At 70.3% G+C, this 13558-nt stretch carries 15 protein-coding genes; 6 read left to right on the forward strand and 9 right to left on the reverse strand.

Annotation, left to right across the window (positions count from 1 at the left end; genetic code table 11):
- Positions 1 to 121: 121 nt before the first annotated feature.
- The 3 genes from MFF22_RS15160 to puuE all read right to left on the reverse strand — a co-directional run bounded on the left by MFF22_RS15160 (position 122) and on the right by puuE (position 2160).
- Positions 122 to 637 (reverse strand): ureidoglycolate lyase, encoded by a 516-nt coding sequence (locus tag MFF22_RS15160; RefSeq protein WP_238249815.1) that lies wholly within the window; start codon positions 635 to 637, stop codon positions 122 to 124.
- Positions 638 to 715: 78 nt separating this feature from the next.
- Positions 716 to 1225: a 2-oxo-4-hydroxy-4-carboxy-5-ureidoimidazoline decarboxylase gene (gene uraD, locus MFF22_RS15165; protein WP_238249816.1), complete on the reverse strand. Its 510-nt coding sequence runs from the start codon at positions 1223 to 1225 to the stop codon at positions 716 to 718.
- Complete coding sequence (puuE, locus tag MFF22_RS15170) at positions 1222 to 2160, reverse strand: allantoinase PuuE (RefSeq protein ID WP_238249817.1); 939 nt, start codon at positions 2158 to 2160, stop codon at positions 1222 to 1224. The genes uraD and puuE overlap by 4 nt, the downstream gene beginning before the upstream one ends.
- A gap of 106 nt (positions 2161 to 2266) precedes the next feature.
- Between puuE and uraH the strand changes: the two genes are divergently transcribed.
- Positions 2267 to 2635, forward strand: coding sequence for a hydroxyisourate hydrolase (uraH, locus tag MFF22_RS15175; protein ID WP_238249818.1), 369 nt, complete (start codon positions 2267 to 2269; stop codon positions 2633 to 2635).
- Positions 2636 to 2650: 15 nt separating this feature from the next.
- Here the strand turns inward: uraH and MFF22_RS15180 are convergent, their stop codons facing one another.
- From MFF22_RS15180 to MFF22_RS15195, 4 genes are all read right to left on the reverse strand, one after another.
- Positions 2651 to 3487: an alpha/beta fold hydrolase gene (locus MFF22_RS15180; protein ID WP_238249819.1), complete on the reverse strand. Its 837-nt coding sequence runs from the start codon at positions 3485 to 3487 to the stop codon at positions 2651 to 2653.
- A gap of 54 nt (positions 3488 to 3541) precedes the next feature.
- Positions 3542 to 3970 (reverse strand): DoxX family protein, encoded by a 429-nt coding sequence (locus MFF22_RS15185; protein WP_238249820.1) that lies wholly within the window; start codon positions 3968 to 3970, stop codon positions 3542 to 3544.
- Between the two features lie 40 nt (positions 3971 to 4010).
- Positions 4011 to 4643 (reverse strand): alpha/beta hydrolase, encoded by a 633-nt coding sequence (locus MFF22_RS15190; RefSeq protein WP_238249821.1) that lies wholly within the window; start codon positions 4641 to 4643, stop codon positions 4011 to 4013.
- Between the two features lie 80 nt (positions 4644 to 4723).
- Positions 4724 to 5656 (reverse strand): ring-cleaving dioxygenase, encoded by a 933-nt coding sequence (locus MFF22_RS15195; protein WP_238249822.1) that lies wholly within the window; start codon positions 5654 to 5656, stop codon positions 4724 to 4726.
- A 113-nt stretch (positions 5657 to 5769) separates the two neighbouring features.
- On the opposite strand from MFF22_RS15195, the gene MFF22_RS15200 reads away from it, so the two are divergent.
- Positions 5770 to 6684, forward strand: a complete 915-nt coding sequence (locus MFF22_RS15200; protein WP_238249823.1) for a LysR family transcriptional regulator — start codon at positions 5770 to 5772, stop codon at positions 6682 to 6684.
- 58 nt (positions 6685 to 6742) lie between these two features.
- On the opposite strand, the gene MFF22_RS15205 is transcribed toward MFF22_RS15200, so the two are convergent.
- The gene (locus MFF22_RS15205; RefSeq protein ID WP_283206183.1) at positions 6743 to 8587 is read right to left on the reverse strand and encodes a methyl-accepting chemotaxis protein; all 1845 of its coding nucleotides are present in this window, start codon (positions 8585 to 8587) and stop codon (positions 6743 to 6745) included.
- Positions 8588 to 9275: 688 nt separating this feature from the next.
- Here MFF22_RS15205 and MFF22_RS15210 point away from each other — a divergent pair.
- On the forward strand, positions 9276 to 9740 hold the full coding sequence (locus MFF22_RS15210) for a PAS domain-containing protein (protein WP_238249825.1): 465 nt from the start codon (positions 9276 to 9278) through the stop codon (positions 9738 to 9740).
- Positions 9668 to 10369: a PAS domain-containing protein gene (locus MFF22_RS15215; RefSeq protein WP_238249826.1), complete on the forward strand. Its 702-nt coding sequence runs from the start codon at positions 9668 to 9670 to the stop codon at positions 10367 to 10369. The genes MFF22_RS15210 and MFF22_RS15215 overlap by 73 nt, the downstream gene beginning before the upstream one ends.
- A gap of 21 nt (positions 10370 to 10390) precedes the next feature.
- On the opposite strand, the gene MFF22_RS15220 is transcribed toward MFF22_RS15215, so the two are convergent.
- Complete coding sequence (locus MFF22_RS15220) at positions 10391 to 12079, reverse strand: hypothetical protein (RefSeq protein WP_238249827.1); 1689 nt, start codon at positions 12077 to 12079, stop codon at positions 10391 to 10393.
- 259 nt (positions 12080 to 12338) lie between these two features.
- Here MFF22_RS15220 and MFF22_RS15225 point away from each other — a divergent pair, with 259 nt between their 5' ends.
- Positions 12339 to 12920 carry a CoA-binding protein gene (locus MFF22_RS15225; protein WP_238249828.1) on the forward strand — a complete coding sequence of 194 codons (582 nt, stop codon included), beginning with the start codon at positions 12339 to 12341 and terminating at the stop codon, positions 12918 to 12920.
- Between the two features lie 174 nt (positions 12921 to 13094).
- Complete coding sequence (rplM, locus tag MFF22_RS15230; protein WP_238249829.1) at positions 13095 to 13556, forward strand: 50S ribosomal protein L13; 462 nt, start codon at positions 13095 to 13097, stop codon at positions 13554 to 13556.
- The last annotated feature ends 2 nt before the right edge of the window (positions 13557 to 13558 follow it).

The raw sequence follows: 13558 nt of genomic DNA on the forward strand, positions 1-13558 counted from the left end.
CGATGGATGCCACCCGCCGGGAGATCCCCGGCGGGTGGCATCCATCGTCACGAGGATGTCGGCGTTCGTCAGGAGCAGGGAGGTCATCGCGTCTCTCTCCGGGCCTTCGGGTGGGGACCGGTCACGGCAGGGCCACCGTCCAGGGCTCGTCGTAGACGAACTCCTCCAGGTTCGCCCCGGCACCGCCCCGGTCCACGACGACGAAATCCTGGGCTTGGCCGAACGGGGTGAGCACCCCATGCCAGGTTCCCGGGGCATAGCACACGCCCTGCCACGGGGCGGTGAGGAAGGCCTGCGGCCGGCCCGGCCGGCCGGCCTCGTCGGGGCATGTCACGACGAGGAACGGAGCCGCGTTCAGGGGGATGAAGGCCTGGCTGCCGAGGGGATGGCGCTCCACGAGACGGAACACCAGGGGAAGCGGGTAGGGCTGCGCCTCCACGAGGCCGACCACGGCGCGGGCTCCCTCGCCGGCCACGCGGATCTCCGCGAGGTCATGGAAGCGGCGCGCCATCCCGGCATTCATCGGCCGCGGCGGGGTGCCGGCCCTGTCGATGACCGATCCGAAGGGCGCGAACCCCTCGGCCGTGAGGGGGCGGGCCGTGAGGAGTCGGCCGTCGGGAAGGGAATGCGTCGTCATCGCCCGCTCGGGAGTGGTGTCGTCCTGCCCGTATCCGCCGGGAGCGCCCCGGGCGCCAGCCTCCCCGATCCCGCGCCGTCAGCCGTCGACCACGGATTCCAGGCGCAGGGCCGCGATCCGCCCGACCTGCCGCAGGGCCTCCGCCCGCTCGGCCTCCGGTGCGTGGGTCAGGCGCCGCTCCAGCGCGGCGAGGATCGCCTCCCGGTCGAGGCCCCGGACGGCGATGATGAACGGGAAGCCGAATCGGTCCGAATAGGCCCGGTTCAGGGCCTGCATCCGCGCGAGCGAATCGGCGGGGGCTTCGAGGAGGCCGCTGCCGCCCTGCTCGCTGAGGGAATGCGGGGTCAGCTCGCCCTTGAGGGCGGCGCCCCCGGCGAGTTCGGGGTGGGCGCGGAGCAGGGCGAGCTGCCGCGCCGGATCGGCCTGCGCCACGATGGCCTCCATCGCCCCGTGCAGGTCGCCCCGGGAAGCGAACGGCCGGCGGGCGAAGGCCGCCTCGGCGACCCAGGGCGAATGCTCGTAGATCGTCCCGAGGAGGGCCACGAAGGCGTTCCGGGGCAGGGCGTTCAGGTCGGCGATGGCGATCACGGGCACGGTCCCCCGTGGGGCATGGGGTGATGCTCCGCCCAGTGCCGGGCGATGTCGATCCGCCGGGCCACCCAGACGTCGGGATGGGCGAGGACGTGGTCGAGGAAGCGGGCGAGGGCGGGCAGGCGCGCGGGCCGCCCCACGAGCCGGCAATGCAGGCCGACGGAGAGCATCTTGGGCGCGCTCGCCCCCTCCGCGTACAGGCAGTCGAAGGCATCGCGCAGATGGGCGAAGAACTGCTCGCCCGAGGGGAAGCCGCCGGGCACGGAGAAGCGCATGTCGTTGGTGTCGAGGGTATAGGGCACGACGAGGTGATCCCGGCCCGCCGCCCGGACCCAGTAGGGCAGGTCGTCGGCGTAGCTGTCCGAATCGTAGAGGAAGCCCCCGTGCTCGACGACGAGGCGGCGGGTCTGGGGGCTGTCCCGGCCGGTATACCAGCCCAGGGGAGCGTCGCCGGTCAGGGCGCGGATCGTCTCCACCGCCCGGGCGAGGTGCTCCCGTTCCACCGCCTCCGGGACGTCCTGATAGGGCAGCCAGCGCCAGCCGTGGCCGGCGATCTCGTGGCCGTCGCGCAGGAAGGCCTCCACGGCGGCGGGGTTGCGCGCCATCGCCAGCGCCACGCCGAAGATCGTGAGGGGCAGCCCCCGCTCCCGGAACAGGCGCAGGACCCGCCAGACCCCCGCCCGGGCGCCGTACTCGTAGAGGCTCTCCATGCTCATGTGGCGGCTGGGGAAGGGCAGGGCGCCCGCGATCTCGGAGAGGAAGACCTCCGCATGGGGGTCGCCGTCGAGGACGGAGCGCTCGCCGCCCTCCTCGTAGTTCAGCACGAACTGGACGGCGACCCGGGCGCCGCCGGGCCAGCGCACCGGGGGTGGGGTCTCGCCGTAGCCGATGAAGTCGCGGGGGGCGTCGTCGCCGGAATCCGACACGGTCATCGGCCCCCTTCGTGCAGGATCGGGTACATTGCCGGTCCACCCTCCGCGCAAGGCGCTCCCGGACGGGCGCGCTGCAAGCGGTGTGCCCATCCAGAAGGACTATCCCATGGGTCACGTCTCGACGCACGTCCTCGACACCGCCGCTGGACGGCCGGCGGCGGGGGTCGCCATCACCCTGCGCCGCCTGACCGCGGACGGGCCGGGCGAGCTTCTGGCCCGCGCGGTCACCAATGCCGACGGGCGAACCGACGGCCCCCTCCTCGAAGGGGCGGCCCTGACCGCCGGCACCTACGAGTTGCTGTTCCAGGTGGGCGCGTATTTCGCCCGGTCCGGCGCCGCGGGCGGGAGTGGGGACGGGGAGCCCCCGTTCCTCGACGCCGTCCCCGTCCGGTTCGGCGTGTCGGATCCGGACGGGCGCTACCACGTCCCCCTGCTGATCACCCCGTGGAGCTACGCCACCTACCGGGGGAGCTGATCTCCCCGGACCGGGTCAGCTTTGCACGAAGGCGAGGAGGTCGGCGTTGAGCACGTCGGCGTTCACGGTGAGCATGCCGTGGGGATAGCCGGGATAGGTCCTGAGGGTGCCGCTCCGCAGGTGCGTGATCGCCTTCAGGGCCGCGTCGGCGATGGGCACGATCTGGTCGTCCTCCCCGTGCAGCACCAGAGTGGGCACGCCGATGGCCTTCAGGTCCCCGGTCTGGTCGGTCTCCGAGAAGGCTTTGATGCCCTCGTAATGGGCCAGCGCGCTGCCCATCATGCCCTGCCGCCACCAGTTCCGGATCACGCCCTGCAGGGGCGTCGCCCCGTCCCGGTTGAAGCCGTAGAACGGGCCGGTCGGGACATCGAGGAAGAACTGGGCGCGGTTGCCGGCCAGCGCCGTGCGAAACCCGTCGAACACCTCTTTCGGCAGCCCCTCCGGGTTGTCCCCGGTCCTGATCATCAGGGGCGTGACGGCGCTCACCAGGACGGCTTTGGCGACGCGGCCCTGCGGCTCCCCGTGCCGGGCGACGTAGCGGGCCACCTCGCCGCCGCCGGTCGAATGACCGACATGGACGGCGTTCCGCAGGTCGAGGTGCTGCACGACCGCCGCCGCGTCGGCGGCGTAGTGGTCCATGTCGTGGCCCCAGCCGACCTGGGCCGAGCGGCCGTGGCCGCGCCGGTCATGGGCCACCACCCGGTAGCCGTGGCCGACGAAGAACAGCATCTGCGCGTCCCAATCGTCCGACGAGAGCGGCCAGCCGTGGTGGAAAACGATCGGCTGCGCGTCCTTCGGGCCCCAATCCTTGAAGAAGATCTCGGTCCCGTCCTGTGTAGTGACGAATGGCATGGTCGGCTCCTGTCGGCTCGTGAAAGAATTGCCGTTCGCATGATGGGCGCCTGATCAATCACGCCCCTGCCGGGCATCGAGGCTGATTCTGCCTGCACCGAAGGCGACAACTTGAAGCAAGCCGCCGGCCATGGCGAGATTCTTCAGGAAGTGGATCATCTGGTTCTGGTCCGTGAAGGCCGTGTGAAAGGTCAGCGCCGTGACCACCGCGAAGGCCGCGAGCACCAGGGCGACGATCCGCGTCCGGTATCCGGCGACCAGGAGCAGCCCGCCGCCGATCTCGACCGCCGTGGCGGCGGCATAGGAGATCTCGGGGAACGGCAGGCCCACGGCCTCGATCGTGGACAGGGTGGCGGCCGGCGCCATGAGCTTGCCGGCTCCGCTCGCGAGGAAGATCGCGCTCATCAGGAGGCGGCCGGCAAGGGGAAGCGCACCGCCGGTGATGGTGCGGGCGGGGGTGAGGGGGAAGGCGTGGGAGGTCATGGCGGCATCGGTCCTGTGCGGGTTTCGGGTCTGGCGATGGTCAGGCCGCCGCCGGGGCGGGGAGGGCGGCGATCCATGCGGCGGCAAGGCCGATCTCGGCCTGCGACAGGCCGTGGCCGGCGGGCAGCATCCGGTGGGTGACGGCGGCGCCCCCCGCCTCGAGCTGCCCGGCGAGGCGGCGGGCGTTCTCGACGGGGACGATGGGGTCCATCGCGCCGGAGAGGATCAGCACCGGCTTGCCGGCGAGATCCGGCCGGGGCGGTGTCGCGAAGGGCACCATCGGGCGGATCAGCACCGCCCCCGCCAGGGTCTCCGGCCGCTGCAGCAGGGTCGCCGCGGCGATGTTGGCGCCGTTCGAGAAGCCGAGGGCCAGGGGGGCCTCGAGGCCGTAGCGCGACCGGGCGGCCGCGACGAAATCCGCGAGGTCGTCCGTGCGGCGGCGCAGGTCGTCCTCGTCGAACACGCCCTCGGCAAGGCGGCGGAAGAAGCGCGGCGCGCCATTCTCGCTCACCGCCCCGCGGGGGGAGAGGAGGGGCGCGCCCGGCGCCACCGCCCGGCCGAGGGGCAGGAGATCCGCCTCGTCGCCGCCGGTCCCGTGCAGGAGCAGCACCGGGGGCAGGCCGGCATCGCCGGGCTCGAAGCGGTGGACGAAGGACAGGGATTCGGCTTGCATGACGGCCTCCTGGAGGACGGAGTGAAGGGCGGACGGCGCCCCCTCTTCCCGCCTGCGGGACGAGGGGGCTCCCTTACGGATCACGCGAGGGCGGGGAGCACCGCCTCGATCTCGGCCCGGTGCCGTTCCAGGCCCGGGGACAGCTTCAGGGCCTGGCCGAGGGCGTCCTGCGGTTCGTCGACGGCGAAGCCGGGGGCGTCGGTGGCGATCTCGAACAGCACCCCGCCGGGCTCCCGGAAGTAGACCGAGCGGAAATACTGGCGGTCCCTCTGCTCGGTGACGCCGAGGCCGTAGGTGCCCTGCAGGGCCTCGGCCATGGCGGCCTGGGCCCCGTCGTCGGCGGCCCGGAAGGCGATGTGGTGCACCGAGCCCGCCCCCTGGCGCCCCGGCAGGAAGGAGCCCACCGCCCGCAGGGTGACGTGGCCGCCCCGCGCCGCCGTGCCGGAATAGCGGGTCGCCGACCCCTCCCGGCCGGTCTCGCGGAAGCCGAACACCCCCGTCAGGATCGCCGCCGTGGCCTCGCCATCGGCCAGCAGCAGCGTCACCCCGTGCAGGCCGGTGATCGCGTGTTCGGCCGGAACATCGCCGCCGGTCCAGGCGGAGGCCTCGCCGTCCGAGCCCTCGCCCCCGACGAGGGCGAGCATCATCCCGTCGGGATCCCGGAAGCGCAGGGTCGGCTCGCCGAAGGCCTGCACCAACGCCTCGTGGCGGACTCCCTTCTCCACGAGCCGGTGGGTCCACCAGCCGATCGAGGCGCGGGGCACCCGGAAGGCGGTCTCCTGGGTCTCGCCGATCCCGACCCGGCCGGGGGCGGCATGGGGGATCGGGAAGAAGGTCAGGATCGAGCCCGGATGCCCGGCCTCGTCGCCGTAATAAAGGTGGTAGGTCCCTGGGTCGTCGAAGTTCACCGTCTTCTTCACGAGCCGCAGGCCGAGCACCCGGGTGTAGAAGTCGAGGTTGCGGGCGACGGGGCCCGAAAAGGCGGTGACGTGGTGAAGGCCGGTCTCGGACATGGCGTCGTCTCCAGGGTGCGCCCGGCGGGGCGTCTGCGATGGACACAATCTGCCCCTTGCCCTGGCCCGTTAAAATAGAAACGATGGAAACTCATCGTTTCCGGAATTGAGCCATGCGCCTGCCCGATTTCGAAGCCTGGGCCATCTTCGCCAAGGTGGTCGAGACCGGTTCCTTCGGGGCCGCCTCCGTCGAACTGTCCCTGTCCAAGGCCACCGTCTCGAAGGCGGTGGGTCGGCTCGAGGCGCGGATCGGCGCCCGGCTGTTCCACCGGACCTCCCGGCGGCTCGCCCTGACCGAGGCGGGCCTCGCCGCTCGGGACGACGCGGCGCGGATCCTCGCCGAGGGGGAAGCCGCCGAGGCGCGGGCCACGGCCGGGGCGTCCCTGCCCCGGGGCCTCGTGCGCCTCGCGGCGCCGATGAGCTTCGGGGTGCTCCATGTGGCGCCCCTGCTGCCGGCCTTCCTGGAGAACCACCCGGCGGTGTCGGTGGACCTGCACCTCGCTGATTCGGTGATCGACCTCGTGGGGGGCGGGTTCGACATCGGCTTGCGCATCGCGGCGCTGCCCGATTCGTCCCTGCGGGCGCGTCGGCTCTGCCCGGTCCACCGGTCGCTGGTCGCCACGCCGGGCTACCTCGACCGGCGCGGGCGTCCCGCCCACCCGGACGAGTTGTCCGACCATGCCTGCCTCGGCTACGCCTACCTGCCGAGTCCGGACCGTTGGCGCTTCCGCCATGCGGACGGGCGGGAGGCCCATGTGGTGCCCGGTGGGCCCATGCGGGCCAACAACGCCGACGCCCTGGCCCCGGCCCTGCGGGCGGGGCTCGGCCTCGCCCTCCAACCCGACTTCATGATCTACGACGACCTCGCCGCCGGCCGTCTGGAGCGGGTCCTGCCGGACTGGTCGGCCCCGCCCATCGCGCTCCACCTCGTGATGCCGCCGGGCGAGCCCCGGCCGGCCCGGGTCACCGCCCTGATCGGCTACCTCGCCGAGACTCTGGCCGCGGCTCCGTGGGCGCGGGAGGCCTGATATCCCCCCGCCATCCCCGCCCTGAGGGTCGGCGGAGGGGTCGGCGGCCTGGCCCCTGTCAGCTCGCCATCTGCCGGGAGGCCTCGCGGACCTGCCGGGTCGATTGGTCGAGGTCCTGGCTGGCGCTGGCGATCAGGCCGACATTGCGGCTGATCTCATCGACGGCCGTCGTCATGGCCTGCATGTTCGCCGACATCTCCCGGGCGACGGCGGCCTGCTGCTCCACCGAGGCGGAGATCGCCGAGGAGATCTCGTTCACCTCGCCGATGGTTTGGCCGATCCCCACGATGGCCGAGGCGGCCTCGCCCGCGGCCTTCTGGGTCTGGGAGATCTGGGCGCTGATGCTCTCCGTCGCCTTGGCGGTCTGGGCGGCGAGGTTCTTCACCTCGGCCGCCACCACGGCGAACCCCTTGCCGGCCTCCCCCGCCCGGGCGGCCTCGATGGTGGCGTTGAGGGCCAGCAGGTTGGTCTGCGAGGCGATGTTGTCGATCATCTCCACGACGGCGCCGATGCGCTGGGCCTCCGCGGCGAGGCCCCCCACCACCGCCGAGGTGGCGTTGGCCTGATCCACCGCGCGGTTGGTGATCTGCACCGCCCGCTGCACCTGCTGGCTGATCTCGCCCACCGAGGCGGCCAGTTCCTCCGCCCCCGCCGCCACGCTCTGGACGTTGCCCGAGGCCTGCTCCGAGGCGCTGGCGGCGCTCACCGCCTGCTCGGAGGAGCGGGTGATGGCGTCGGCCACGGCGTCGAGGTCGCCGTCGATCGCCCGCTGGAGCCGGTTGCGCTCGAGGCGCTCGGTCACGGCCGGGGTGACGTCGGTGGCGAACTTCACCACCTTCACGAGGCGCCCGGACGCATCCCTCACCGGGTTGTAGGTCGCCTGGATCCACACCTCCCGCCCGCCCTTGGCGATGCGCTTGTATTCGGCGGCCTGGAACTCGCCCCGGCGCAGGGCTTCCCAGAACCGGGAATAGGCGTCGGACTTGACCTCCACCGGATCCACGAACAGGGCGTGGTGCCGGCCCCGGACCTCGTCGAGGCCGTAGCCCACCACCGCGAGGAAGTTCGGGTTGACGTCGAGCACCTTGCCGTCGAGGTCGAACTCGATGATCCCCTGAGAGCGGTCGAGGGCCCGGAGCTTGCCCTCGAAATCGGCGTTGCGCAGCTTCTGTTCGGTGACGTCGGTGGCGAACTTCACCACCTTCGCGACGCGACCGGACACATCCCTCACCGGGTTATAGCTTGCCTGGATCCATACCTCGCGCCCGCCCTTGGCGATGCGCTTGTACTCGGCGGCCTGGAACTCGCCCCGGCGCAGGGCCTCCCAGAACCGGGAATAGGCATCGGCCTTGACCTCCGCCGGATCCACGAACAGCGAATGGTGCCGGCCCCGGACCTCGTCGAGGTCGTAGCCCACCACCGCGAGAAAGTTCGCGTTGGCATCCAGCACCTTCCCGTCCAGGTCGAACTCGATGATCCCCTGAGAGCGGTCGATCGCCCGGAGCTTCCCCTCGAAATCGGCGTTGCGCAGGATCCGCTCCGTCACGTCGGAGACGAGCCCCAGGATCCCCGTCACCTCTCCCTTGCGCCCGCGCAGGGGTAGGTACTCCTCGCGCAGCCACAACTCGCGCCCGGTGGCGCTCGTGCGCCGGACTTCCTGCAGGCCGGGCTCCCCGCGGCGCAGCCCGTGCCAGAAATCCCGGTAGGCGGTGCTCTCCCGCTCCCCCGGCTCCACCAAAATGGCATGATTCCGACCGATCAGGTCCTCGGACTGGTAGTCGAGCATGGCAAGAAAACGCGCATTTGCAGACGTCACGGTTCCGTCGGGGCGGAGCTCGATGACGGCGACGTGATCCCGGATCGCCTGCGCATGCGAGGGGAAAGCAGCAGCCCAGAACGCCATTATAATTCCTCTGCGCTAAATCAATCAGTGATTGCCTTAAGCTCTAATTAGACGTTCGCGCCTTACCGAAGAGTCAAACCGAAAGCTGATTTATGCTGATTTCGGTCCTTATCAGGTCTAAAATCGTCTGATTTTCTGTTATAAAAACCCTCAAATTGTTGAACGTGCGCATTTTCATGTCATATCGGGGGAAAGTCGGCTATAAAATTCGCAGATTGGCGGCCGCATGCCTCCTTAAGCCGCACAAAGGCGTCATCTTGCCGGTTCGGGCGGCGTCCGCAACTTACTTCTTTCGAACCATGATTGCGAGCACCGGGCGCCAAGAGCCGAAAAATGGACTTCTATCTATCCGTAACGGGCAACTCTATTCCCGAATCGCGATTTTATTTCTATGCTTGAATCGATAATGCGATTTGGGATTGATTGACCAATTCGATTATAAACTTGCATTTTGCAGGATAGTGCGACAAAAAGCCCCCATGAATTGATCCATGGCGGCTTGCGCATTTTGCCCGATCCTCCATCAAGAACGTACCAAGCGCCCGGAGGAAACGCGTCGTTCTATTCCTTGCGGACGCTGAATGAGTGATCTTCTGAGCGAGGATCTGTCTTTGGTACCGTTCACGGCCGCCCGTGGGGCTGGCCACCCTTCATGATTTGACCGGATAGCCGGAACAGGCCGCACCCCATGCCCACCCGCTCCCTCATGCGAATCCAGGCGGATCCTGCCCCGAAGGGGGGAGCCGCGCGCTTTTTCTCGTCACGCAACTACCTCAAGATCATCGAGGATACGGGGGAGGTCGGGTTCTGGTCGGCCGACCTGCGCGTGGGCACCCTGGACGCGACGCCGGGCCTCTACCGGATCCTCGGCCTCGATCCCACGATCGAGATCCCCATCGCCCTGTTCGTCGACATGATCCACCCGGAGGATCAGCCGGTCCACGGCGACCAGTTCGCCATGCTTAGCGCGGGGCAGCCGATCAACCGGGAGTTCCGCATCATCCGGCCGGACCGGACCCAGCGCTGGCTCCAGCACAGGGGTGGGGGGCCCTCGGGCCGGACGGCCGGCCGAGCTACGCCATGGGCGTGGTGTTCGACGTCACCTCCCGGCACGATGCGATGCAGGCGGTGCTGCAGCGCCACGACCGGCTGAACGCCCTCGTCACCGTCACGGCCTCCGCCTTCTGGACCACGAGCCCCAACGGCGAGCTCAACGAGTGCGCGCAGTGGATGGGGCTGACGGGGCAGACCTACGCCCAGACCCGGGGGCTGGGCTGGCTCGATGCCGTCCACCCGGAGGACAGGCCGCGGACCCAGGCGGCCTGGATGACGGCCGTGCAACACGCCTCCGCCTACAACACCGAGTACCGGATCCTCTGTTCGGATGGGATCTACCGCTGGTTCAATTCCCGGGGCGCGCCGGTCCTCAACAAGGACGGCACCGTGCGGGAATGGGTCGGGATCTGCCTCAACGTGCCGGGCCAGAGCCGCTATGGCGCCCAGGGGCTCGCCGCGTCCGACGCGAGGACCGAGGCCGAATCGGCGGACCGGCCCCTCACCGCGGCGCAGGTGCGCGCCGCCCGGGGCATGGTCGGCCTCTCGAAGGAGGAACTCGCCAAGATGGCGGGCGTCTCGATCTCGACCATCGTGCGGCTGGAAGACGTCAACTCGCCGGTGCGCCCGCGGCACGACACGGTGATGGCGGTGCGCCGGGCCCTGGAGCAGGCCGGGGTGGCCTTCACCTTCGAGGCCAACGCCAAGCCCGGCGTGCGCGAGGTGTGAGCGGCGGCGGCGGGGCCGCCCTCAGAACGGGTAGTAGCGCAGGGAGGTCAACCCCGTGACGAGGTGGGCGGAGGGCTGGATGCCCTGCGCCCCGCGGAAGGCGTCGCGCTCGGTGTAGGAGACCTGCGCCCCCGCGACGAGCCGCCCGAACTGGCCCTTGTACAGGTCGTGCCAGAAGCCGCCGGTGATCTGGCGGATGTCCCGGGTTTCGGCCTGGCACGTCCCGCTGGCGGCGCCTTCGACGTCGCAGCCCGTCACGACCAGGGTCGGCGAACCGTAGCCGGCCGTGCTGGCGGCCCCGGCCCGGGAGGCGTGCTCCCAGCCGGCGTAGACGTAGAGGTCGGTCCCGGGCTGGACGTGGAACACGCCCCCCGCCAGCAGCTGGAAGACCGGGATCGGCGCGATGGAGCCGTCGGCCTTCAGGGCAAAGTCCGGCAGCTGCGAGGATCCGTAGCGGCCGATGCCCTGGCCGGCGAGGCCGCTGACCTGGAGGTCGAGGCGCTTGTCGATGACCGGCAGGGTCGCCGCGCCGCCGAAGCCGTAGCCCACCGCCCCATCCGAGCGGCCGGGGCTGCGCAGGGTCCCGGCCAGGGCGGTCGGCGCGACCCGGTCGTCGAAGAACCGGACCAGCCCCTTCACCTCGTAGTGGCCGAAGCCCGGCTCGAAGGCGAGCTTGCCGGCGATGTCGGGAACGCTGTTGTTCGAGTAGGTGGTCGAGTTGTTCAACAACCCCGCCGCGTCGCCGGAGTTGTTGACGTTGACCGTCGACGGCGCCGCGAACGGGCTCGGCGGCAGGATGCTCTGGGGCGATTCGAAGGACAGGCCGGCCCAGAGGCCCGGCATCACGTCCTTGACCACCCGCACCTGCGGGTTGCGCGTCCAGTTGAAGCCCACGACGTACTGGGCGTCGATGGTGAGCGGGATCTGCTCCTTGAGGGGCGTGATCCCGGCGAGGTCCGTGGTGATCAGGCTCCAGGCCTGCCCCGCCAGGACGTGCCAGCCGGTATCGAGGGAATCGACGGTGGCGAAGATCTGCCGGATCCGCGGGACGTAGCTGTTGCTCTCGCGGGAGTTCGAGGTGACGCCCGCGGCCAGGAAGTCGATCTCGTAATAGCCCGAGACCTGCAGGGTCGGCTCGACCCGGGCGGCGAACAGGCCGGAGAGCCGGCTCTGGCGGGCGGAGAAGCGGAACTCGCTCTCCCGGGATTGCGGGCCGTTGCGGAACGGGATGCCGTTGAAGTCGGTGGCAACGTCGGAGACGACATTCGCGCTCCGGTAGAATCCGGCGAGTTCCACGAAGCCGCCGGGGGTGAAGCACATCGCCGGACCGAGGGCGTAGCTGCCGGCGTTGCAGATGAGGTCGTTGGCGAGGATCACCGGCGTGTGCTCGCTCGCCGCCGGCCGGGCGCCCCCGGGGCCGCCGGCCTGGGCGACCTGCTGCTGGCGGCTCTGCCGTTCGGCGAGGCGGGCCTGCTCGCGGGTCAGGGCGCGGCGCTCCCGGGCCTCCCCGACGAGGGCCTGCCGCTGCGTCCCGGCCTGTCGGCGCAGGGCGGCGAGCTCCTGCTGCATCGCCAGCATCTGGCGCTGCATCGCATCCATCCGGGCTGCCATCTCGGCAACGCTCTGGGCCCGGGCTGGCCCGGCGGCCAGGGTGGCCAGGGCGACGGAGGCGCCAAGCGCCGCCTTCCGGTGCTTCGTGAGGGATGACATCACAGCCCCGCGGGACGGGCGCCGCGACGGACATGCCACCGGGCGCGGGAAGGGAAGGCCATGCTGGGCTTCCCCGCGCGACACTTGCATGACGCTTAGGTGATCGCTCAAAGGTTGTATAACGGCGGTGACGATCCGGGTCCGTTTCCCGCGCCGGCGTGGCTTGGCGGTGACAACCTGGAGCAAGTCCCGCCGCGTTGACGCCGGGTCGGACGGGGGCGTAGCCCGTGCATCCGGAACCCTGCTTGGCGGCCCGACCATGACTCACGACCTGGACGACATCGCCGCGCGGCACGCCCGCTATCGCGACGAGGCGATCCGCACCATCCTCGACGGGACCCGCAGCATCGCCCTGGTCGGCGCCTCCGCCAACCCGGCGCGGCCGAGCTGGATCGTGATGAAGTATCTCCTCGCCCGGGGCTACGCCGTCACGCCGGTCAACCCCGGGCTGGCGGGGCAGGATCTCCTCGGGCGGCGGGTGGCGGCGACCCTCGCCGAGGTCCAGGCCGCCCTCGGCGGGGCGCCCATCGACATGGTCGAGATCTTCCGCAACTCCGCGGCGGCCGGGGGTATCGTGGACGAGGCGCTGGCCCTCGACCCCCTGCCCAAGGTGATCTGGATGCAGCTCGGCGTGCGCGACGACGAAGCCGCCGGCCGCGCCGAGGCCAGGGGCGTCACCGTCATCATGAACCGCTGCCCCAAGATCGAGTACGGGCGCCTCTCCGGCGAGATCGGCTGGACGGGGGTGAATTCCCGCATCCTCAGCGCGAAGAAGCCGGTCCTCGCCAAGGGCGGCGTGCAGAAGCTCACCATCGCGGACCGCCGCTCGCCCCGCTCCTGACGACGCGGTATCATGATACCGCAACGGTGAACCCGCTCTCGGAACACGCGTTTTCGGCTCCGGCTCACGCGATTTCCTGTTGACCTGCCGGGTGGCCGCGTCTATTCAGCCGGCATCGCCGCCGCGTGTCCTCACGCGGCGGCTTGCTTTTCCGGCACCTGACGGGATTTGGGCATGAAGACTACCTCGCTGAAGCCCGCCGAGGTCGACAAGAAGTGGATCGTGATCGACGCGGAGGGCCTCGTGGTCGGCCGCCTCGCTTCGATCGTGGCGATGCGCCTGCGCGGCAAGCACAAGGCCGCCTACACGCCCCACGTCGACTGCGGCGACAACGTGATCGTCATCAACGCGGAGAAGGTGAAGTTCACCGGCCGCAAGTACAATCAGAAGAGCTACTTCTACCACACCGGCTACCCGGGTGGCATCAAGGAGCGCACGGCCAAGTTCATCCTCGAGGGGCGCTTCCCCGAGCGCGTCGTGGAGAAGGCCGTCGAGCGCATGCTGCCCCGCGGGCCGCTGTTCCGGCAGATCCTCGGCAACCTTCGCGTCTACAAGGGCACCGAGCATCCCCACGTGGCCCAGCAGCCGCAGGCGCTCGACGTCGGCGCCCTCAACCGCAAGAACGTGAGCGCTTGATC

The organism is Methylobacterium persicinum (genome assembly GCF_022179525.1).
Taxonomy (GTDB): Bacteria; Pseudomonadota; Alphaproteobacteria; order Rhizobiales; family Beijerinckiaceae; genus Methylobacterium; species Methylobacterium persicinum.